General features: G+C 34.4%; 21 protein-coding genes. 18 read left to right on the top strand and 3 right to left on the bottom strand.

Annotated features, from left to right (window positions below):
* Positions 1-33: 33 nt before the first annotated feature.
* Positions 34-861, bottom strand: coding sequence for a pyruvate, water dikinase regulatory protein (locus JF75_RS05260; protein WP_046332155.1), 828 nt, complete (start codon positions 859-861; stop codon positions 34-36).
* Positions 862-1,037: 176 nt separating this feature from the next.
* Between JF75_RS05260 and rpsU the strand changes: the two genes are divergently transcribed.
* The 11 genes from rpsU to JF75_RS05205 all read left to right on the top strand — a co-directional run bounded on the left by rpsU (position 1,038) and on the right by JF75_RS05205 (position 12,619).
* Entirely contained in the window at positions 1,038-1,214 is a 177-nt protein-coding gene (gene rpsU, locus JF75_RS05255; protein ID WP_009560161.1) for a 30S ribosomal protein S21, read from the top strand.
* A gap of 138 nt (positions 1,215-1,352) precedes the next feature.
* Complete coding sequence (locus JF75_RS05250; RefSeq protein WP_046332154.1) at positions 1,353-1,796, top strand: GatB/YqeY domain-containing protein; 444 nt, start codon at positions 1,353-1,355, stop codon at positions 1,794-1,796.
* A gap of 24 nt (positions 1,797-1,820) precedes the next feature.
* Positions 1,821-2,777, top strand: coding sequence for a PhoH family protein (locus JF75_RS05245; RefSeq protein ID WP_046332153.1), 957 nt, complete (start codon positions 1,821-1,823; stop codon positions 2,775-2,777).
* Positions 2,777-3,298 (top strand): rRNA maturation RNase YbeY, encoded by a 522-nt coding sequence (gene ybeY, locus JF75_RS05240; protein ID WP_046332152.1) that lies wholly within the window; start codon positions 2,777-2,779, stop codon positions 3,296-3,298. The genes JF75_RS05245 and ybeY overlap by 1 nt, the downstream gene beginning before the upstream one ends.
* On the top strand, positions 3,298-4,206 hold the full coding sequence (gene era, locus JF75_RS05235; RefSeq protein ID WP_046332151.1) for a GTPase Era: 909 nt from the start codon (positions 3,298-3,300) through the stop codon (positions 4,204-4,206). The genes ybeY and era overlap by 1 nt, the downstream gene beginning before the upstream one ends.
* Positions 4,207-4,962, top strand: a complete 756-nt coding sequence (gene recO, locus JF75_RS05230) for a DNA repair protein RecO (RefSeq protein WP_046332150.1) — start codon at positions 4,207-4,209, stop codon at positions 4,960-4,962.
* A 241-nt stretch (positions 4,963-5,203) separates the two neighbouring features.
* Positions 5,204-6,121 (top strand): glycine--tRNA ligase subunit alpha, encoded by a 918-nt coding sequence (gene glyQ / locus JF75_RS05225; protein WP_046332149.1) that lies wholly within the window; start codon positions 5,204-5,206, stop codon positions 6,119-6,121.
* Positions 6,114-8,180, top strand: coding sequence for a glycine--tRNA ligase subunit beta (glyS, locus tag JF75_RS05220; RefSeq protein WP_046332148.1), 2,067 nt, complete (start codon positions 6,114-6,116; stop codon positions 8,178-8,180). The genes glyQ and glyS overlap by 8 nt, the downstream gene beginning before the upstream one ends.
* A gap of 14 nt (positions 8,181-8,194) precedes the next feature.
* Positions 8,195-10,000: a DNA primase gene (dnaG, locus tag JF75_RS05215; RefSeq protein ID WP_046332147.1), complete on the top strand. Its 1,806-nt coding sequence runs from the start codon at positions 8,195-8,197 to the stop codon at positions 9,998-10,000.
* A 13-nt stretch (positions 10,001-10,013) separates the two neighbouring features.
* Entirely contained in the window at positions 10,014-11,135 is a 1,122-nt protein-coding gene (gene rpoD, locus JF75_RS05210; RefSeq protein ID WP_045928115.1) for an RNA polymerase sigma factor RpoD, read from the top strand.
* A 263-nt stretch (positions 11,136-11,398) separates the two neighbouring features.
* On the top strand, positions 11,399-12,619 hold the full coding sequence (locus JF75_RS05205) for an oxidoreductase (protein ID WP_052726874.1): 1,221 nt from the start codon (positions 11,399-11,401) through the stop codon (positions 12,617-12,619).
* A gap of 184 nt (positions 12,620-12,803) precedes the next feature.
* Here JF75_RS05205 and JF75_RS05200 read toward each other — a convergent pair whose 3' ends face one another.
* Complete coding sequence (locus JF75_RS05200) at positions 12,804-14,009, bottom strand: CPBP family intramembrane glutamic endopeptidase (RefSeq protein WP_046332146.1); 1,206 nt, start codon at positions 14,007-14,009, stop codon at positions 12,804-12,806.
* Positions 14,010-14,020: 11 nt separating this feature from the next.
* Complete coding sequence (locus tag JF75_RS05195; RefSeq protein ID WP_046332145.1) at positions 14,021-14,461, bottom strand: 8-oxo-dGTP diphosphatase; 441 nt, start codon at positions 14,459-14,461, stop codon at positions 14,021-14,023.
* Between the two features lie 180 nt (positions 14,462-14,641).
* Here JF75_RS05195 and JF75_RS05190 point away from each other — a divergent pair, with 180 nt between their 5' ends.
* The 7 genes from JF75_RS05190 to JF75_RS05160 all read left to right on the top strand — a co-directional run bounded on the left by JF75_RS05190 (position 14,642) and on the right by JF75_RS05160 (position 21,792).
* Positions 14,642-16,231, top strand: a complete 1,590-nt coding sequence (locus JF75_RS05190; protein ID WP_046332144.1) for an ATP-binding cassette domain-containing protein — start codon at positions 14,642-14,644, stop codon at positions 16,229-16,231.
* Positions 16,232-16,301: 70 nt separating this feature from the next.
* The gene (locus JF75_RS05185; protein WP_046332143.1) at positions 16,302-16,985 is read left to right on the top strand and encodes a tRNA (adenine(22)-N(1))-methyltransferase; all 684 of its coding nucleotides are present in this window, start codon (positions 16,302-16,304) and stop codon (positions 16,983-16,985) included.
* Positions 16,978-17,775, top strand: coding sequence for a Nif3-like dinuclear metal center hexameric protein (locus JF75_RS05180; RefSeq protein WP_046332142.1), 798 nt, complete (start codon positions 16,978-16,980; stop codon positions 17,773-17,775). The genes JF75_RS05185 and JF75_RS05180 overlap by 8 nt, the downstream gene beginning before the upstream one ends.
* A 13-nt stretch (positions 17,776-17,788) precedes the next feature.
* On the top strand, positions 17,789-19,030 hold the full coding sequence (gene pepT, locus JF75_RS05175) for a peptidase T (protein ID WP_046332141.1): 1,242 nt from the start codon (positions 17,789-17,791) through the stop codon (positions 19,028-19,030).
* 330 nt (positions 19,031-19,360) lie between these two features.
* Positions 19,361-20,248: an ABC transporter ATP-binding protein gene (locus JF75_RS05170; RefSeq protein ID WP_046332944.1), complete on the top strand. Its 888-nt coding sequence runs from the start codon at positions 19,361-19,363 to the stop codon at positions 20,246-20,248.
* A 5-nt stretch (positions 20,249-20,253) separates the two neighbouring features.
* A complete protein-coding gene (locus JF75_RS05165) occupies positions 20,254-21,009 on the top strand; it encodes an ABC transporter permease (RefSeq protein ID WP_046332140.1) in 756 nt (251 codons plus the stop codon).
* A gap of 18 nt (positions 21,010-21,027) precedes the next feature.
* Positions 21,028-21,792 (top strand): ABC transporter permease, encoded by a 765-nt coding sequence (locus JF75_RS05160; protein WP_046332139.1) that lies wholly within the window; start codon positions 21,028-21,030, stop codon positions 21,790-21,792.
* Positions 21,793-21,840 lie beyond the last annotated feature (48 nt).

The raw sequence follows: 21,840 nt of genomic DNA, 5'->3' as shown, positions 1-21,840 counted from the left end.
ATAAATAGCTTAACTAGATGCCCTTTTTTGCTTTTATTTTTGAACTCCTAAGTGATTCATAATAATTGCTGCTGTTTCCTCAATCGAGCGGTGAGCAACATTTATGACAAAACATCCAAGCTGATCATAAAGTTTTTGGGCAGAATCCAATTCTTTTTTAATCGCATCAACATTGGAATAGGATGTATCGGGATTTAGACCATAAGAAATCATTCTTTCACGTCTGATTTCATTTAAGACCGAGATGTCATTTGTCAGGCCAATGATTTTTTTAGGATCAATTTGATATATTTCTTTAGGAATATGGGTATCGGGTACCAGAGGTAAATTAGCCACTTTTAAATTTTTGTTTGCTAAAAAAAGTGACAAGGGGGTTTTGGAAGTTCTTGAGACTCCTAAAAGAACAACGTCGGCTTCTAAAAAGCCCTTGGGATCTTTACCGTCATCATACATAACCGCAAACTCCATAGCTGAAATGCGATCAAAGTATTTTTGATTCATTTTATGCTGAGCACCTATTTTTTGTTGTGGCTTAAGACCAGTTAATTTTTGAATCGATTCGATCGCAGGAGATAAAATATCAACGCTTTGTATTTGATGCTCTCTAACAAAACGAATAACTGGAATCTGCATTTCATCTTTTACCAAACTATAAATAAGCAGTAAATTTGGATATTGAACTATTTCTTCAAAAGTATCTTCTAATTTCTCCTTATTAATTATGAATGGATATCTCCTGTAATTAATCTGTGCATCAGGAAACTGGGCAGCTGCGGCAACAGCATTGTTAAAAGCAGTATCACCAGCAGAATCTGAAATTATTATCATGTTAACTTCTTTTTTGGGTGTTTCTTCAGCCATTATTTACTCCTTTTTTTCTCTAATTATACAATTTAACCAAAATCATTAACAGATTAAGTTTTTCCTGTGAAAAATTTGAAAAATATTGTTCGTTTGTATTGACCCGCCGGTGATGTTTGATATAATTTAGTTAAATGTATGACGGTAACGTCAAGAAATGGAAGGAGGGATCACATATGGCCAAGACAGTCGTTCACGAAAACGAGTCTATTGATGATGCTCTTCGTCGTTTTAAACGTTCCGTTTCTAGAAGTGGTACTTTACAAGAATACCGCAAGCGCGAGTTTTATGAGAAACCTAGCGTTCGTAGGAAATTGAAATCCGAAGCTGCTCGGAAACGCAGACATTATTAATCTAAAAACGACTTTTATCAAGCAGATAGAAGTCGTTTTTTATTAACAAGAATTAAAGTTTAATGTTTTATTTAATTTAAACTAGGGTGTAAATTTGTTATAATTTACCTAGATTTTGTGAAGAAAGAGGGAGTTCATTTGAGTTTATCTGAGCAAATAATGTCAGATATGAAAGAAGCGATGAAAGCGCGTGACAAAGTTAGACTGAACACCGTGCGCATGATTAAATCCGCACTGATGAATGAAAAAATTAAAGCTGGTCACGATTTAACCGCTGAAGAAGAACTGACGGTCCTTAGCCGAGAAAAAAAGCAGCGTGAAGAATCAATTGAGGAATTTACCAAAGCTAATCGTAAAGACTTGGCAGATGAAACCAAACAGGAATTAGCTATTGTTGAAAGTTATCTGCCTAAGCAAATGACGCAAGAGGAACTAAACCAAGCAGTTTCATCGGCAATTGCAGAAGCTAATGCTCAAGGTAAATCAGATTTTGGTAAAGTAATGAAAATTTTAATGCCTAAAATCAAAGGTAAAGCTGATGGTAAAGCAGCTTCTGATGTGGTGCGTAAACAGCTGAAATAAGCACAAGAAAAGGAGCAGAGTTATTTGGCCCAAACCAATTTTATTCCTAAAAATCCTGAGAATATCCAAAAATTAGTTGGTATTAATGATAACAATTTAAGCCTTTTATCTACCGGGTATAATGCTAGTGTAGTTGATACTGGCAATAGTATAGCTATTCAAGGTAATGACAATGACATTAAAAAAGTTGCAGCTGTCCTGAAAGCTTTAGACAACGTTATTAATGCCAATATTAATATTGGTCCAGCTGACGTTGTCAGCGCGATGAAAATGGCAGATAAAGGAACAACAGAATATTTTCCTGATCTATATAAAAAGATTTTAATTCGGGATGCTAAAGGCAAGCCGATTAGAGTCAAAAACATGGGACAGAAAAAATATGTCGAAGCCATTGAAAAAAATGATGTTGTATTTGGGATCGGTCCTGCCGGTACCGGTAAGACATTTATTGCTGTTGTTTGTGCTGTTGCTGCTTTTAAAAAGGGCGAAGTTTCAAGGATTATTTTGACTAGGCCTGCAGTTGAAGCAGGGGAGTCGCTAGGATTTTTACCTGGTGATCTAAAAGAAAAAGTTGATCCTTACTTAAGGCCCATTTATGATTCGCTTTATGCAATTTTAGGCACCAATACTACCGATCATTTAATGGAACGTGGAGTTATTGAGGTCGCTCCATTAGCGTACATGCGTGGACGTACACTGGATGATGCGTTTGTTATCCTTGATGAAGCACAAAATACTACTGACGCTCAGATGAAAATGTTTTTAACCAGGCTAGGCTTTAATTCGAAAATGATCGTCAATGGTGACATGACACAAGTTGATCTTCCTGGTAAGCAACGGAGTGGGCTGATAGATGCTGAACGTATTTTGAAAAAAATTGAGCAAATAAAATTTATTTGGTTTTCAGCTAACGATGTTGTCCGTCATCCTGTAGTTGCTAAAATTATTAACGCCTATGAAAAGGAAGAAAAAAAGTTTTAATGGATTCAATAGATATTACTTTTAATGATGAAGTTGGTTTTCTGGACGATAAAAGACGTGATTGGCAAAAATGGATTCTGCAACTTCTCTTGCTTGCTAAAAATGAGATAAATAAAACAAACAACTTGGAAATGAGTATTAACTTTATTAATGAAAAACGCAGTAACGAAATTAATAAAAAATATCGCGGTAAAGATAGACCAACTGATGTAATCTCTTTTGCTATTGAAGATGGAGATGATCAAATTGATTTTAGCACATTTGATGATCCTGAATTCATTGAAGATATTGGTGACTTATTTATGTGTCCCAGCGTTATTATGCGACACAGTAAGGAATATAGTACCGGTTGGGACCGCGAATTTGGCTATACTCTAGTCCATGGCTTTTTGCATCTTAGCGGATATGATCATATTGAACCAAGCGAAGCAAAAACCATGTTTAAAATACAAGGAAAGATATTGGAAGAATATGGCTTGCCATTGTATCCCGATCAGTTAGATGAAGGCAGAGGTAAATAATGGTAGAAGAGAAGAAAAATCAGTCTGGCTTTGTTGCTTTACTAGGAAGACCAAATGTTGGTAAGTCGACCCTTATGAATTTTTTAGTGGGTCAAAAGGTAGCTGTTACTTCTAACAAACCGCAAACTACCCGTAATAAAATTTCTGGAATTTTAACAACTGATGATATGCAGGCGATTTTTATTGATACTCCCGGCATATTTAAGCCACACCTAGATTTAGATGATTACATGGATAAAGCGAGCTTGTCTAGCTTGAACGATGTTGATCTTATTTTGTTTATGGTTGAACCAGAAAAAATGGGCAAGGGTGATGCTTATATAGCAGAGTTATTGCAAAAAGCGACTGTTCCAGTTTTACTTTTAATCAATAAGGTAGATACAGTTAATCCCAACGAACTTTTACCAATAATTGATCAATATCGTAAACTCAACATTTTTAAGGAGTTTTTACCAGTCTCGGCGACCCAGGGAATTGGAATTAGTGATTTAATTCAGGTTTTACACCAGTATTTGCCTGAAGGGCCTAAGTATTATGGCACAGATCAAATTACTGATCGACCAGAATATTTTATGGTTGCAGAATTAATTCGTGAACAGATTTTAAAGTTTACCTCTGAAGAAGTGCCACATGCTGCCGCTGTTTGGGTGGAACAAATGAATAAGCATGAAAACAATAAGTTGCAGATTGAAGCTACAATTTATGTTGAAAAAAATGGGCAAAAAGGCATTATTATTGGCAAAGGCGGTAAGATGCTCAAGCAAATTGGGATCAATTCCAGACGCCAAGTTGAGGATTTGCTAGGTGAAAAAGTTAATTTGCATCTTTGGGTAAAAGTCCAGCACAATTGGCGTTCTGACCCGCAATTTTTAAGAAAAATAGGTTATAACCCAAAGGATCTGGCCTAAATGGTTCGTGAGCTCGAGGAAGTTAATGGCATAGTTTTTAAAAGGCAAAAGTATCATGAGGCTGATTTACTGGCCAAAATAATGACAGAAAAAAATGGCATAATCACATTGCTTGCTCGTGGTGCACTAAAAGCAAAGTCTAAATTAGGTGCATCATTGCTTAATTTTTCTTATGGAACTTATGTCATTTATTCTTCTGGACATGGTTTGAGTACTTTGAGGACATTCAAAAATGTAAAGCAATTTGATGGAATATATGACGATTTAATTAAAAACGCTTACGCTTCTTTTGTTCTTGATTTGATAGATCATGCATTTATTGAATACCAAAACCTTGGTAAGTATTACAATTTGGCAAATTTTGCTTTACAAAAGATTAATTCAGGTACTGATCCTGAAATGATAACTCAGATAGTACAAATGCAATTGCTAGCAGCTTACGGAGTAGAGCCAGAGCTGAGAAGCTGTGTGATCTGTGGAGAAAAGCAGGGAGAGTTTGACTATTCAATCAGAAAAGGTGGTATTTTGTGTAGTAAGCATTTTTATGCTGATCCATCTCGTTTGCATTTAAAACCAAAGGAAACAGCTGTTTTGAGAACTATCTTTTTACTTCCTTTTAACAGATTAGGTGATATTAAAATTAATTCTGCTACCAAAAAAGCGACACGCAGAGCTATTGATCGTATTTATCAGGAAACCATTGATCTCAATCTCAAAACTAAAAAGTTTTTGGATGAATTGAAATTAACTGACTAGCCCTTCTGATTGAATACTTTTTATGATAAAATAATAATATGTATTGGCTATAATGAGGATAAAAAAGTACCAGTTAAGCGAGTGTTGAGGGTGAAAGAGCACCTGGGAAAAGGCACCTCTAGCTAAATTAATTAAGAGCAGGAACTATTTCCTGAATTAGGGTGGAACCGCGACTAAATCTCGTCCCTATGCATGTTTTGCATAGGCTTTTTTTATGGTCTTATGCAGGAAGGAAATATAAATGGCAAAGAAAAAATTAACTATTCAAGATATGATTTTTAAATTAGAAAAGTTTTGGTCCTCAAAGGGATGCATGGTAATGCCTTCTTATGATGTTGAAAAGGGCGCAGGAACTATGAGTCCTTATACTTTTTTGCGAGCTGTTGGTCCGGAGCCCTGGGCAGCTTGTTATGTTGAGCCCTCAAGACGTCCAGCTGACGGGAGATATGGTGAAAATCCTAATCGTTTGTTTCAACATCATCAATTTCAAGTAGTAATTAAGCCGGCACCAGAAAATATTCAGCAATATTATCTCGATAGTTTGAAGGAACTTGGTATTAATCCTTTGGAACATGATATTCGCTTTGTCGAAGACAACTGGGAAAATCCTTCAATGGGCTGCGCTGGTGTTGGTTGGGAAGTTTGGCTTGACGGCATGGAAGTAAGTCAATTCACATACTTTCAAACCGTCGGCGAACTTGATGTTAAGCCAACAATGAGTGAAATAACTTATGGTGTTGAACGACTGGCTTCTTATATACAAGATGTTAATTCCGTTTTTGACCTCGAATGGGGAGATGGGGTTCTTTATCGCGACATATTTAAAGAAGCTGAGTATGAGAATTCTAAATATGCTTTTGAAGAATCAAACCAGGAAGATCTATTAAAGTTTTTTGATGTTTATGAAAGAACGGCCCAGGAATTAATTGGACTTAATTTAGTTCAGCCTGCTTATGACTATATTTTGAAATGCTCACATACTTTCAATTTGCTCGATGCTCGTGGAGCCGTATCGGTTACTGAAAGAGCAGGATATTTGGCCAGAATTAGAAACATGGCACATGAAGTAGCTGTATGTTTTGTAAGAGAACGTGAAAAAAGAGGTTTTCCTTTGTTAAAAAATGCAGAAGATAAGAAGGCAGGACTAGAAAATGGCTAAAGATTATTTATTTGAAATTGGTACTGAAGAAATGCCAGCCCATGTCGTTGAAAGGAGTGTTAAGCAGTTAGCTGAAAAGACCAGCAAGTTTCTTAGAGAGAACGGGCTTAAATTTAAAAGCATTAAAACATTTTCCACACCCCGAAGGTTGACTATTTTAGTAGAGCAGCTTTCTGAAAAACAGGCCGATATTGACGAAATAAAAAAGGGTCCTGCCAAAAAAATTGCACTGGATCAGGATAAGAATTGGACTAGAGCAGCTCAAGGATTTGCTCGTGGTCAAGGAATGACTACTGATGATATTTATTTTGAGGAATTAAAAGGTACCGAATATGCTTATGTTCATGTTCAAAAAGAAGGTAAAAAAACCACTGATATCCTTTTAGGTATGAGCGACATTGTCAAAGCTATGACTTTTCCAACCAAGATGCGGTGGGATTCTCATGATTTTGAATTTGTTCGCCCTATTCATTGGCTGGTCTCACTTTATGGTAATGAAGTAATACCAGTCAAAATTTTAGACATCACAGCTGGCCGAAAAACTGAAGGTCATCGCTTTTTAGGTGACAGTGTTGTACTAGCTAACAGTAGTGACTATGAAGATGCTTTAAAAGATCAGTTTGTAATTGTTGACTCAACAAAACGTCGCACAATGATAGTTGATCAAATGAACAAATTGGTTAAAAAGAATAATTGGCAAATTAAGCCAGATAAAAGTTTACTTGAAGAGGTAACAAATTTGGTTGAATTTCCTACAGTTTTCACCGGCTCTTTTGACAAAAAGTATTTGGAAATGCCTAAAGAAGTTTTAATAACTTCTATGAAGGATAATCAACGTTACTTTGAAGTTTATGATCAAAATGATAAATTAATCAATCATTTCATAGCTGTACGTAACGGTAATAAAGATTACTTAGAAAATGTTGTTTTAGGTAATGAAAAAGTGCTAGTAGCACGGCTTGATGACGCGCAATTCTTTTATGATGAAGACCGTAAATACCCTCTCAGTCATTTTGTACAAAAACTTGATAATGTTTCATTTCACGATAAAATTGGATCAATGTCCGAAAAGATGAAGCGCGTTCGGATCATAGGTGACTTCTTGGCTAACAAATGGCAACTAAATGATCAAGTGGTCAAAGATTTTGATCGGGCCAGTCAGCTTTACAAATTTGATTTAGTTACCCAGATGGTAGGTGAATTTGCTGAACTTCAAGGAGTAATGGGAAGGCACTATGCCAAATTAGCTGGAGAAAACGATGATGTAGCTGATGCCATTGAAGAGCATTACATGCCAACTACCTCTGAAGGAGAATTACCTAAAACAACGGTTGGTTCATTATTATCTGTTGCTGATAAATTAGATACTATTATTACTTTCTTCGCCGCTGGTATGATCCCTAGTTCTTCAAATGATCCATACGCACTTCGTCGCTATGCCTACGGCATTGTCCGAATTTTATTAAATCAAAAATGGTCATTACCATTTAACGAATTTTTACCGGAAATTGTTTCAGCTCTTGAAAATAAGACCCCTGCTAAACTACCTAAAAAAGCTGAGCAAGAGGAGGAAATTTCATCCTTTATTCGTGATCGCATTAAGCAGTACTTACAGAAAAACAACTATAAATATGACATAATAGATGCAGTTTTGGCTTCAAGTCAACAGGATCCGATTCAAATTTTGGCTGCAGCAAAAGTTTTGCAATTACATCATGATGATGATAAATTCAAGCCAGTTGTTGAAAGTTTAATCAGAATAAACAATATTTTGCAAAAAGCTAAGTACAAGGGGCAAAATGTTGTAAAACGAGAAATGTTTGAAAATAATACTGAAACTGAACTTGCTGATGGAGTTAGCAGCTTAAGCAAGGTTAATGATCTCTCAAAACTTTATGATGGCTTTGTAAAACTACAGCCTGTCATTGATCTTTACTTTGAGACAAATATGATTATGGATAAGAATGAAGCTATTAAAAATAACCGTTTAGCACAGCTTAATGGGATAGCACAACTTGCAAAACGGCTCGGTGATCTAAGCAAATTAGTTATTAAATAAAAGTAGGTGAAAAGATGGCTGGTCTTATACCTGAAGAAACAATTGCTAAAGTTCGTAATAATGTCAATATTGTCAATGTCATAAGTCAGTATGTTTCACTTGAAAAGAAGGGCAAGGATTTTGTCGGTCTCTGTCCTTTTCATGAAGAAAAAACGCCTTCATTTACTGTTAGCGAGGGAAAACAATTTTTTAAGTGCTTTGGTTGCGGTAAAGGTGGCAACGTTTTTTCATTTCTAATGTATAAGGAAAATTTAACTTTTCCGGAAAGTGTTCAAAAAGTAGCTGATTTTGCTCATATTGATATTGGTGAATATTCCAGTCAAAAACCAAAATTTTCTAATATACTCATCAAAATAAATGAAGAAGCAGCCGACTTTTATCACAGAGTATTAATTTCTACTAATGCAGGAAAGCCAGGGTATAATTACGCTAAAAAACGTGGCCTTAATCCGGAAATAATTAGTCATTTCCGGATCGGTTATGCTCCTAAACAAAATAATTTACTACTAACTTATCTTAGGGGACAAAATTTTAAAGATGAAGACCTGATAAAAAGTGGTTTGTTTGTTCAATCGCAAAACGGAGAATTATTCGATCGTTTTAGGGAAAGATTAATGTTTCCGCTTAGTAACGAAGGAGACTATGTCGTTGGTTTTTCTGGTAGAAGACTTGCAAAAGACAAAACAGAAGCTAAATATATTAATAGTCCTGAGACCGAAATATTTACCAAATCAAAGACTCTATTCCATTTTGCAGAAGCAAAAAAAGCAGCTCGTAGCGAAAAACACTTGATTTTGTATGAAGGCTATATGGATGTAATTGCAGCATATAAAGCTGGAATAAAATCTGGTATCGCGTCGATGGGTACCAGCTTGACAGATCAGCAAGTATATATGTTACGTAGAATTACTAATAATATTATCATAAATTATGATGGTGATGATCCTGGGATACATGCTGAAGAACGAGCAACTAGAATGTTTAATCAAGTCGGAGGCTTTAACTTAGGAATTGTTGTCTTACCTGAAAAACTTGATCCTGATGAATATGTCAAAAAATATGGTGCTGAAAAATACCAAGACGAAGTCAAAGGTGCGTTGACACCGACGGATTTTTTCCTTAAAAGGCTAAAGCAGAAATACAATCTGTCAAATGATAGGGAAAAATTAGCATACTTAGATGAGGCCATGAAGGAAATAGCTCAATTATCTAATCCAGTTGAACAAGATTTATATTTAAACAAAATCGCCAAGGAACAAGGTGTGGCACAAGATTCACTTAAAGTAAACTTGACAAAATACCGCAGGCAGCAAAATCAAGCAAGGAGACACCAAGGTTATCCTGAACAAGAAAAAGGCAAGTCCTATAATTATTCAGATCCACCAATAGATAAGGCTCAAAAGCAGGAAGTCAATGATCCTATTCAAACACGATTATTATATTTGTTTATTCATTCAAAGCATGCTCAAGAATATTTACTAGCCCATCAATTTTTATTTCCAGATTCAAAATATCAAAGATTAGCGGAATTATGGTTAAATTTTAGTGAAAATCAAGAAAATCCAACAGTTAATAGTTTTTTAGATTTTATTCCCAGCGAACTTCAAGGTATAATAGTTAATGCTGAAATGACAAACATGCCCCAGGATTTTTCAGACCGCGAAATTGATGAGCAAATAAACGCATTAAATATGCGCAAAATTAATATTAAACTGCAACATTTAATGAATGATTTACAAGACGCAAAACGCAAAACTGACACAGACGAAATATTAGATATTACTCGCAAAATTTTGCAGTTAAAAAGAATTCAGGGTTAAAGGGGGGCTTATTGTGGCAGATAAGGAACAAGCAGCTAACAACGAAAAATTATCTTTAGACAAGATGGTTAAAAAGGTTGTTAAAGATGTTAAAAAAGATAAATCTATTACGGAAAAGGAATTTGTTGCTCAATTGATTAAGCCCTATAAACTACAGGGAAAAGCAGTCGATCAATTAGTTCAGGAATTTGAAGATAACGGCATCAGTATTGTTGATGAAAAAGGTAACCCATCGAGGTTAGCCTTGAAAAAGCAAAAAGATGTTGAAAAAGCGGAATTAAAAGATATGTCAGCACCTTCAAGCGTAAGGATGAATGATCCGGTCAGAATGTATCTGAAAGAAATCGGTCGGGTACCCTTACTGAATGCTGATCAAGAAATTTCTTTGGCAAAAAGGATTGAAAAAGGTGATGAAGAAGCCAAACAGGAGCTGGCAGAAGCCAACTTACGTTTAGTTGTTTCTATTGCTAAACGTTATGTTGGCCGTGGTATGTCATTTCTTGATTTGATTCAAGAAGGAAATATGGGTCTGATGAAGGCCGTGGATAAATTTGATTACAGCCTAGGTTTCAAGTTTTCAACTTATGCAACTTGGTGGATCAGGCAGGCAATAACTCGTGCGATCGCTGACCAAGCTAGAACTATCAGAATTCCAGTTCACATGGTCGAAACTATTAATAAGTTAATCAGAATCCAAAGACAATTACTGCAAGACTTAGGTCGTGAACCGACTCCAGAAGAAATCGGGGCAGAAATGGACATGCCTACTTCTAAAGTTCGTGACATTTTAAAGATAGCTCAAGAGCCGGTATCCTTAGAAACTCCAATTGGGGAAGAGGACGATTCTCATCTTGGAGATTTCATTAAGGATAAAGATGCAACTAGTCCTGAACAACATGCTTCTTATGAAATGCTGAAAGAGCAGTTAGAAGAAGTGCTTGATACCTTAACAGACAGAGAAGAAAATGTTCTTCGCTTACGTTTTGGACTTGATGATGGTCGAACTAGAACACTTGAGGAAGTTGGCAAAGTGTTTGGAGTTACCCGTGAGCGTATTCGTCAAATTGAAGCTAAAGCTTTACGGAAATTAAGACATCCAAGTAGGTCAAATCAATTACGTGATTTCCTAGATTAGTTAGCCTTTTAAATTAAAGTTATGGACAGTTACCAATCTCTGATGTGAGCCTTAAAATTAGGATACTTTATTATTTTTACTAAGGATTAACTCTCGATATTCAATCGGAGTTAGTCCTTTTAGTTTTATTTTGGCTCTAACATATTAAGACTTTCTCCTTTTTTATAATTTAAATTAATTTATCAAAAAAAGTTGTTCTTTCAATTAATATCTTATATTATAAGTTAGTGAAGTAGATAACAATCATAAGAAAGGATAGAATTATGAAAAACAAATATTCCAGATTAATTACACCATACACGTTTAAAAGAAGTCGAGTGACGATTCCTTCACGAACTGCTTTGTCACCAATGTTGTCCCTTTATGGTGAAAATGATGGCACAGTAGGTGAAACAGCCTTAAATTACTTTGGAAAAAGATCAGATTGTCAGGGTTTACTGATTACTGGTGCTTCTTATGTTTCCAAATATGGTTTTTATAATAACGAATTAGGTTTAGACGATGATAGATTCATACCCGGTCTAAGTAAATTAGCTTCAGTAATGAAAAAACACGGGAATAAAGCAATTGTTCAACTTCATCATGCGGGTAAACAGGCTTCAGGTACAGCTGAAAAATATGGTTTCGTTCAAGTACCAAGCAAAATACAGGAACAAAAAGATGGAAATATCATCGATAAAGTGATGACGGAAGATGATATCGAATCGCTGATAAAAAGTTTTGCTTCTGCAACAAAACGAGTAATAAAAGCCGGTTTTGATGGTGTTGAAATTCACGGCGCTAATTGGTATTTACTCCATGAGTTCTTTTCACCATTGTATAATCATAGAGAGGATAAGTGGGGTGGTAGTTTAGAAAATAGAATGCGGTTACCACTTGCTGTTGTACATGCTGTCATAGACGCAGCTAAAGACAAACCTGATTTTGTAATTGGTTATAGATTGACTCCTGAAGAAAATATGCCAAGCAGAATGACAGGAAAATTAAGCAACACAATGGGTTATACTCTTAAAGATGGTTTAACTTTAGCTAATCGAATCGCAGATTTAGGTGTTGACTATATTCATTACTCTTTATTCAGCAAATACAATGCTAAGCCACAGGGTTATGAGCAAAGTTATGGACAAATCTTAAAAAATAATATAGGTGATAAAGCTACCACTATTGTTTCTTCAGGGGTTCATACTGCAGATGACGCTTTAGATGCGTTGAACCATGGTGATATCATAGCTATTGGACGTGAGTCACTAATCGAGCCTGACTTTATTGCCAAAATTAAAAGTGGTGAGTCCAATCAAATTGAAACAGAAATTACTCAGGAGAATGCTGCAAAATTAGCATTACCACCATTATTGGTCGATTTATTGTTACAAAAAGATACACCATTTTTAGTTGAAGGAAGAGAAAATCTAACTGTTATTAGAAACAAGAAAATAAAAGTTTCTAATACTGATTCTGATACTACTTCTGGTGCTTCAAAATAGATTATATGAATTAAAAATTGTTTGTAAAATTTAAAATTAATGATAGGGCATAAAATCAGTATTTAAGTGGTTCTATGCCCTTAAGTTTATATACAATTTTATAAATATAAGTCAAATTCAACTTAATTTAATATGAAAATAGAGGCATAAAATATCTAATTTCGTGACTAAGTATATAGCTCATCTAAGATTTGTTACTTAATTCCCATTGCTGCAAATTATATTCGATAACACTTTTTCGCTTACCTGATAATAAGAAGAAAGCAAAAGCCAAATAGATCAAAGTGGTAATAAAGAGATATTCCCAGTCAAAGATATGGGGTACTGTCATAACTGTAGTGCCAGCTGCTAAAAAGGCTAGTATATCATAAACTGCATGATAAACAATATTTACGAAAAAGGACCCAGTATATAAATAAATTGCTGAAAAAGCAATCCCAGCAGCAAAAGCATTAATCATTTGTAAAATCGTGGCAGAGAGTGGTTGCACCACCGCGTTAGTAAGATGAATTGATCCGAAAATCAAACCATCCAGTAATACTGCCCATAAAACTTGATTTTTAGAATTTTTAAATTTTTTAAGTAGTATACTCAAAATACAAAAACGCATTAGCCATTCTTCAGCAACACCAGCTTCTATACCCTGAAAAATATATTGAGTTGGGTGTTTAGTTGTTATATGAAAATCCCAGCGAGTTAGCAATTGTCCTAAATTATTTGCATCATTAAAAGCATTAATTAAACAGTCAGCAACAATAAAAATAAATATAAACGCAAGAATTGAATACTTTGCTCTTGAGCTTATCCTCAAACCCGGATTTTGATAATGCCAGTTTTTCATAACGATGATTGAGGTAATGATAAAACAAATGCTACCTGTAATTCCTGTGGTGTTGAGAACTTGAAGCAAGGAATGGCTATACATGGTTAAAATTTCAGGTATTGAAACAATCAAAATTTCAAACAACAATAAAGTTATGATCTGCCCAATCGGATTCTTTATTTTGCTCCATGCCAGTTCTGCCATAGGAACTAGCATAATGAGTTCGTACAACGTAAAGAGAATTAATAAAAAGATCACATTCTTATTATTAAAAATTTTGATAAATGCTGCTCCCAAACTGAGTAGTGCAAAAAAGCACAATAATATATTGACGGACTGAAAATAATGATTAAATTGAACTAGCTTTCTTTCAGGATGTTTTTCGCATAAAAGGGTTAGTTGCAATAGAACCAGTATGAACAAAATTGGCAGAACTATTATTGCTCCTAGTCTACTCTTGGTCAGGGGTTTGATTTTAAAAAATAGCACAAATGCCACAATGATCAGAATTTCTTGGACTATTATTTGTCCTAAATGCCAACGCTTAATTGCTTGTTCAGAAAGCATTTCGATACTCCTTAAAATAATTCATCCCGTTTACCGTCCAAGATATGCTCATCAATATTTGGGTTAAAGTAAACTAATAGATCCCTGTCAAAATTATATGCTAATTTATGTTTGAAAAGTTCTTCTTTAGTCATCCACGTTAATTTGCCTTCTCTTGAGTCTTTGACTGTGCCAGTGAATTCAGTCGCTATATAAAAAAGAACAAGATAGCGGTGATCATTTTCATCATAAAATTGCTTAATGCCACATAGGCGAGGGTTTTTGATATCTAAATTTGTTTCTTCTTTAACTTCCCGCACCACTGAATCATAAAAAGATTCGTGATTTTCCACATGACCACCCGGAAAAGTCAATCCTGGCCAATAAGGGTCATTACGATCCAAAACTAAGATATTATCGTTTTTTTTAATCATGCACATATTTGTCAAAGTAACAGGTTCAGTTCTATCCATTAAGTCAAAAATCTCTTTCTTTTAAATCTTATTATCAATTATAAAATAGCAATTTAGAAAGAAAAAGAAAATTTTTCTCACTTTTTTGCCGGCAAATTAAAATTATACTAGGGATTTTGTGGCATTTATTAATTTGTTCCATTATACTTGTAATACTGTTTTAAGTTTTAGGAGGATAACATGGCTATCAAATATGCAAAGAAATGGAAACTTTTTCTTTTTCTAATTATTTCAATTCTTGATTCATTTCAGTCAGTATTTTTAGCTTATCTATTAAAAGTATTCATTTCCTTTGCTCAAAAGCCTACGGGAAATTTGCTCGGATTAACTTTATTCGCCATTAGCGGATTAATTATTTTCAGTATAATTGGAATACTTTTTCAGTATTCCTTTTTAAATTTGATCCATGATATTAACATCAAAATTAAAGAGATAGCAACTGATCATATCGTTAATATTAATGATGAAGCTAAACTTGATACTTCATTTATGACAAACGACCTTAAACAAATTGAGACTAGTAAAGTTGTTGCCGAATTAAAAATTTTTAATTACATCTTAAAATTTTTGACTGCTATTATCACTGCAGTGATTACATCTTGGTTTATTTCTTTGGTCTTTTTTATTGCAGCAATAATTCCAGCCTTAGTTCAAAATTTTGCCGGTAAAAAAATTTCTGCTAATTCTAAAAAATGGGAAAAAGCAAATAGTAATTATACCGCTACCGTTACTGAAACAATTAGCGGCTCAACCATTTTTTCTTTATATAATTCAGAAAATTCTATTGCTCAGCGCTTAATAACAAGCGCTCGCAAAATGGAGGACGCGTTACAATCAACGAATTTAGCTAAGGGCATAGCCAATGAGTTAACATCTTTTGCCGCATACTGTTTTGGCATGATTATCCCATTTAGTGTCGGAGTTTATTTTATAACTATAGGAAATATTACCTTGAGTACTTTTATGATGATTGTGCAGCTATCGAATAATTTCGTAAACCCGCTAGTTAATATTTTTATGTGTGCTAATGATATTAAAACGACTACTCCCATTTGGACTAAATTTATAAAAATACAAAAGTATAAAAAACCAAAACAAAAAAGCGATAATGGTTTTACCCCAGTTTTCAATAATTTGAGTTTAACTAATGCCTCAATCCATTTTGATAACCAAACTATTTTTAAAAAAGTAAATTTGGTAATCAAACAGGGCGAAAAAATATTATTACAAGCTCCTTCGGGTTGGGGAAAATCAACCTTACTAAAAGTCTTGCTAGGAAAATATAAGCTGGATTCAGGCACCTATCTGATAAATGGAGAAAAAGCTAATGGCAATTGGAATAAAGACCATGAACTCTTTGCTTTAATCAATCAACAACCATTTATATTAAATGATACGATTGAATACAATATTACTTTAGGGCAAAAGGTTACCAAACAAGAGCTGAATAAGGCGGTTTCTAAAGCTGGCCTAGAAGAACTGGTCAGAAAAAAAGGGTATCAGTATCAAGTTGGTCTTGGAGGCAAAAATTTGTCAGGAGGACAAAATCAGCGCATAGAAATTGCCCGCGCATTACTCAAGAAAAGGCAAATTTTGTTAGCAGACGAAGCTACTTCCTCATTAGACACAAAATTATCTCGAAGAATTCACGCTACTTTTTTAGAAGAATTTTCCGGAACAGTAATCGAGGTTGCTCATCATATATCTACAGATGAAGCAAGCATGTTTGATCGTAAGATCGATTTAGAAGCTAATAATAAGAGAAACTAAATTCGTTATTTAATTTTATCTTATAAAAAGCATTATGCTAAAATTCTATTATAAAGAAAGTAGGATAAAGATGAATTTACGATTAAGTACTTTAGCACGAATGGTTGATCAAGGAGCCCGAATTGCTGACATCGGAACAGATCACGCCTATTTACCAATCCAATTAGTAAAAGAGGGTAAAGTTGATTTTGCTATTGCAAGTGATGTGGCAGCTGGGCCTTTAGAAAATGCGAAAAAAGATATTATTGCTGCCGGCTTAAAAAATAAAATTGAAACCCGTCTGGGATCTGGTCTTGAAACAGTTAGCGCCAAAGACAGAATTGATACAGTGGTAATTGCTGGTATGGGTGGTAAATTAATGACCAATATTTTAGATGAAGCCTGGTCAGAAAAATTTCATTTTGCGACTTTAATTTTGGAACCTAATGTAGGCGAACCTGGTGTGCGTGAATGGCTTTCAACACATAAGTATCAAATTATTGATGAAAAAATTATCGCTGAAGCCGGGCATATATATGAGCTGATCAAGGCACAAAAGGTGGAAAGTACTGTCAGGTTAACTGACCGGCAAATATTTTTTGGCCCAGAAATTTTAAAAGAAAAAAATCAGGTTTTTTATCAAAAATGGCAGGATCAATTAGCCTATCATCAAAGGCTGCTGTGTAATTTAAATAAAGCCCAAGAAAAAGATAGGGCACATATCAGGCAAATTGAAGATGAAATAAAAATGATTGAAGGGGAGTTAAATGACTAAAGTTAAAGATGTAGTAGCCGTTTTAAAAAAGCATTTTCCCGAAGAAATTGCCAGCAAGGGTGATCCAGTTGGTATTCAAATTGGTTCTCTTGAGCAGAATGTCACTAAAATATTGACAACATTAGATGTTAGACCTCAAGTAGTAGACGAAGCAATTCAAAAAGGGGTTAATTTGATTATCAGCCATCATCCCTTGATGTTTCGCCCTGCTCCAAACTTGGATTTTGCCAATCCCCAATATGCGATGTACGGCAAAATTATAGCTAATGGAATAACTGTCTATTCCATTCATACCAATTCAGACAAAGCTGAAGATGGCTCAAGTGACTGGCAAGCTGAAGAGTTGGGTTTGAAAGATGTTGAGCCTTTTTGTCCAGATGATGATGGCATTGCTATAGGACGTAAGGGGAGGCTGACGCAGCCACTATCAGCTCAAGACTTTGCTTATTATGTCAAAGACAAGATGCAAGTAAAAATGGTAAGATTAATTACTGCTGATAATCAGCAGACTATATTTTCAGTTTGTTTTATCTGCGGTGATGGTGGCAAATATTGGCATCAAGCAGTAGAAGAGAATATTGATGCTTTTATTACTGGTGACGTTTATTACCATACAGGCCACGATATGATTTCTGCCGGTCTGACGGTAGTAGATCCAGGTCACTACACTGAAAAGATTTTTAAAGAAAAAATTTATCAAAAGTTGCTTGAATGGAATAAAAAACATTCTTGGAATGTCGAAATTACCCAATCTGAAGTATCAACTAATCCATTTCAAGATTTATTTTAATTAAGGAGAGACAATGGAATATCCAAATTTATTACCAAGATTTTTAAAATATGTCAAAGTTAATTCACGCTCTGATGAGCATTCAGATCGTTTTCCTTCAACTAAGCGCCAAGAAGTCTTTCAAAAAGAAGTAATTCTACCTGACTTAGAAAAATTAGGCTTATCTGATGTGCATTATAATCACAAATCAGGCTGTGTTATTGCCGAAATTCCAGCTAATGTAGATTATGATGTACCTGTAATGGGACTTCTAGCACACTGTGATACAGCAGACTTCAATGCGGAAAATGTCAAACCGCAAGTTCATGAAAATTATGACGGCAAATCTAAAATTCGCCTTGGAGATTCCGAATTTTATTTAGACCCTGCAGAATTTCCTAACTTAAAGAAATATGCGGGACAGACTATCATTACAGCATCTGGTGACACTTTGCTGGGTGGGGATGATAAATGTGGCGTAGCAGAATTAGTTACTGTAGCAGAATATCTGTTAAATCACCCTGAAATTAAACATGGTAAGATTCGCTTTGGTTTTACTCCTGACGAAGAAATCGGTATGGGTGCTCAGCATTTTGATATCGAAGAATTTGGAGCTGATTTTGCTTTCACGGTTGATGGCGGAGCTCCTGGTAAGTTAGATTGGGGTACTTTTTCTGCTGCTACTTTCACGCTTGATATTCAAGGAGTAAATGTGCATCCTTCGGTGGCTAAAGATCAGATGATCAATGCTATCCAAGTTGGTATTAACTTCCAAAACCAACTTCCACATAACGAAGTTCCTGAAAAAACGGCAGGAAGGGAAGGCTTTTACCATCTGACCAACTTTACTGGTACGGTTGACAATGCGCAAATGGAATACATTGTGCGCGACTTTGAAAGAGATGGTCTGGAAGATCGTAAAAATAAAGTTAGAGCTATTGTCAATCAAATGAATGAGGATTTCGGGACTGAGAGAATTAAGCTGAACATGAGAGATCAATATTACAATATGGCTGATATTCTTAAAGACCATATGGAAATTGTTAACTTAGCTAGAAAAGCATATAAGGCTGAAGGACTCACGATCAACGAGGATCCGGTCAGGGGTGGCACTGATGGTTCACTTTTAACTTACAGAGGATTGCCTTGTCCAGATCTTTTTTCCGGGCAAGAAAATATGCACGGACGCTTTGAATATACCGTGCTTGAATCTATGGCAAAAGCAGTAGATGTAATGATTAAAATGATAGAGTTGAATGCAAATAGCAACAAATAGTGAAACAAAAACGACTGTTTTTAATACTTCTTATTAAAATAATTAAAAGCTTAAATCTTGTTCTGATGGAGAAAATTTAACTTCTCAAAAGTTAGCAAAATTATGCACAATTAATAGAAATTTAAATTTAGGTACATAGGATCATTATCAAAAATGGTTTTATGTGCCTTTTTTCTTTTTAAAATTTTATATTGATAATTTGTGGAACACTTAAATTTTTCTAAGACAAAAGGCAAAAGACTCCTTGCAAAAGTTGATTATTTATTTTATTATACTAGTGTATTAGACAAATAGTTCACTATTATAATATAAGAGAAAGGATTAGTGATCATGCGAAGTTCTATTGCACTACACGTTGATGATGTTTGCACTTATGTGGGGAAGACAGTGCTAGTTAATAATGCTACTTTTGATGTTAAAGCTGGTGAAATAATAGGTCTAATAGGCCCAAATGGAGCTGGAAAAACAACTATTATGAAAACCATTTTAGGGTTAATGAAATTTAAAGGAAAAATAGAGGTCAATGGCAAAAATGTGTCCGAAAATGACCATCATGCTTTAACAAGGGTTGGAGCATTAATTGAACATCCAGCAATTTACCCATTTCTTACTGGTATGCAAAATTTGACCCTTTATGCTCATGATCAAAAAGATATGGCAAATTTGATTTCTGAATTACAAATGGATTCATATATTAATTATAAGGCTAAAGGATATTCACTAGGGATGAAGCAAAAATTAGGCATAGCAATCGCCTTATTAAATCAGCCCCAAGTTGTAATTCTTGATGAACCAATGAACGGACTTGACATTGAATCAACGATTCGAGTAAGAAAATTAATCAAAAGATATTCTGATCAAGGAACAGCTTTTTTAATTTCAAGTCATATTTTAAGTGAATTACAAAAAGTAATGACGAGAGTTGTCTTAATCTCCGGAGGACAAATTATATTGAATAAAGAGGTCAAAGAATTTGAAAAAATTAGTCACCAAAAATACCATTTGACTACTGAAAATAATAAACTTACAAAAAAGATTTTTGCTGCTTACCAGATCACATTTACAGAAAATGAAAATTATTTGATAGTAAGTCAAAACGACATATACAAAATAGAAGATCTGCTATTTAACGAAGGTGTTCACTTAAAAGAAATTTTGCCGCTTGAAGCCAACCTTGAACGAATTGTAGTTGATGTCTTGGAAAAGAAAAGAGGCTAGACAAAATGCTTATAAGCTTTAAACAGGAAATCTATAAATTCAGGCATGAAAACATTGCTCTGTATGGTCTGATTATTCTCATTGTAACAATGATTTACAACTTTTTTACTAATCCTATTACACGCCAATCCCTTGGCTACGGATTTGGTGCAAATGAGTGGATTCCTTTAATAGTTATTACCGTAGCATCTGCAATTTTTTCAATGGAATACAAGAATAACACGATTATCATGCTGGAGTATAAGACTTCGAGCAAGTTTCAAATTTACTTTTCCAAGTTTTTGGTTGTCTTAGTCTATAGTTTTCTCCTAACAGTGATTGCATTTCTATTTACCTTGATGTTAAGCGTGATCTTTAATACTGGCAGATATGATTGGTTAGCCGTTCATAATGGGCATACTCTTTTAAATGGTTTGTTAACTAACCTGGCAGGAGCATTGATTTATTCCTTTTTTAGCATTGGCTTATCTTTTATGCTCATTATGCTGGTTAAAAATAATGCTGTAGTAGTTTGTTTTGGAATTGTACTAGCATTTTTTGGTGCCAGCTTTTCCAAAGGATTAATGCAAACCTTTCCCCATTTTATAAGTACTATTAAATGGAACTTTTTAAATATGATTTTTATTTCCCAGCAATTATCAAATTCAAGCCTTAGCTTAAAATCGAATTTATCAAGTCTTGAACTAATTATAGCCAATATCGTTTACGGCATAGTTTTTATGGTTCTAGGATATTATCTATTCAAACATCGACGAGTATAAAGAGAGGAGATCACCAAAATGATTTATAGTATTAAGCAGGAATTATATAAATTAGTGCACCGCAAAATTACTTGGATCGCAGCTATCATATTATTTTTTCTAATGCTTATTACCGGTTTCGCTTTGGCAGATGAAAGTAAAAAGCTAATTTTAACATTAACTTTTGATTCTTCTGATTTTATAATGTTTATCCTAGTAATAGTAAGTGCCACGTATTTTTCAATGGAATTTCAAAACAATACGATTTTGACACTTTTATATAAGTCTTCTAATAAAATATATGTTTACTTATCAAAATATATTGTTTTATTCTTATATAATGTTTTTCTGCATCTGCTAGCTCTTTTTTATACAATTTGTTTGCAATATACCATATTTAATTATCAAGTTAACTGGTCAGCGTCATATCTATATCATCAGCCGGTATGGCTAAACATGGTAACTGCTTCTCTAATAGATTTAGTAACTACAATGTTAATTATTGCTATTGTTTTTTTACTCTCGTGTCTAATTAATAGTAGTGCAATTGTAATTACAGCAAGCCTTCTAATTACATTCATGGGTCAAAGCATTTCTTCAGACCTAATGAACGGAGGCAAACTGGTGAACATTATGAAATGGAACCCTTTTAATATGGTGGACTTGACTAGGCAGTTTGGTAATTATGGCATGTATGTTTTAACTACCCACCTGAACAATCAAGAGCTTTTAATTGGTAGTCTAATCTATATTCTTATTTTTGTGATTGCCGGCTATTTAATCTTTCGGAGAAAAAGATTTTAAGTAATTAATTGCATAACTTTTAAGTTTATTGTAATATTATAGTGTATT

The organism is Lactobacillus kimbladii (genome assembly GCF_000970755.1).
Taxonomy (GTDB): domain Bacteria; phylum Bacillota; class Bacilli; order Lactobacillales; family Lactobacillaceae; genus Lactobacillus; species Lactobacillus kimbladii.
Note: the sequence above shows the minus strand (reverse complement) of the source record. Positions and strands in the feature narration are given on the sequence as shown.

Bases quoted from the DNA above. Each gene is read 5' to 3' on its own strand.
- JF75_RS05260 (WP_046332155.1), bottom strand. From the start codon at position 861: ATGGCTGAAGAAACACCCAAAAAAGAAGTTAACATGATAATAATTTCA.
- rpsU (WP_009560161.1), top strand. From the start codon at position 1,038: ATGGCCAAGACAGTCGTTCACGAAAACGAGTCTATTGATGATGCTCTT.
- ybeY (WP_046332152.1), top strand. From the start codon at position 2,777: ATGGATTCAATAGATATTACTTTTAATGATGAAGTTGGTTTTCTGGAC.
- era (WP_046332151.1), top strand. From the start codon at position 3,298: ATGGTAGAAGAGAAGAAAAATCAGTCTGGCTTTGTTGCTTTACTAGGA.
- recO (WP_046332150.1), top strand. From the start codon at position 4,207: ATGGTTCGTGAGCTCGAGGAAGTTAATGGCATAGTTTTTAAAAGGCAA.
- glyQ (WP_046332149.1), top strand. From the start codon at position 5,204: ATGGCAAAGAAAAAATTAACTATTCAAGATATGATTTTTAAATTAGAA.
- glyS (WP_046332148.1), top strand. From the start codon at position 6,114: ATGGCTAAAGATTATTTATTTGAAATTGGTACTGAAGAAATGCCAGCC.
- dnaG (WP_046332147.1), top strand. From the start codon at position 8,195: ATGGCTGGTCTTATACCTGAAGAAACAATTGCTAAAGTTCGTAATAAT.
- JF75_RS05205 (WP_052726874.1), top strand. From the start codon at position 11,399: ATGAAAAACAAATATTCCAGATTAATTACACCATACACGTTTAAAAGA.
- JF75_RS05200 (WP_046332146.1), bottom strand. From the start codon at position 14,009: ATGCTTTCTGAACAAGCAATTAAGCGTTGGCATTTAGGACAAATAATA.
- JF75_RS05195 (WP_046332145.1), bottom strand. From the start codon at position 14,461: ATGGATAGAACTGAACCTGTTACTTTGACAAATATGTGCATGATTAAA.
- JF75_RS05190 (WP_046332144.1), top strand. From the start codon at position 14,642: ATGGCTATCAAATATGCAAAGAAATGGAAACTTTTTCTTTTTCTAATT.
- JF75_RS05185 (WP_046332143.1), top strand. From the start codon at position 16,302: ATGAATTTACGATTAAGTACTTTAGCACGAATGGTTGATCAAGGAGCC.
- JF75_RS05180 (WP_046332142.1), top strand. From the start codon at position 16,978: ATGACTAAAGTTAAAGATGTAGTAGCCGTTTTAAAAAAGCATTTTCCC.
- pepT (WP_046332141.1), top strand. From the start codon at position 17,789: ATGGAATATCCAAATTTATTACCAAGATTTTTAAAATATGTCAAAGTT.
- JF75_RS05170 (WP_046332944.1), top strand. From the start codon at position 19,361: ATGCGAAGTTCTATTGCACTACACGTTGATGATGTTTGCACTTATGTG.
- JF75_RS05165 (WP_046332140.1), top strand. From the start codon at position 20,254: ATGCTTATAAGCTTTAAACAGGAAATCTATAAATTCAGGCATGAAAAC.
- JF75_RS05160 (WP_046332139.1), top strand. From the start codon at position 21,028: ATGATTTATAGTATTAAGCAGGAATTATATAAATTAGTGCACCGCAAA.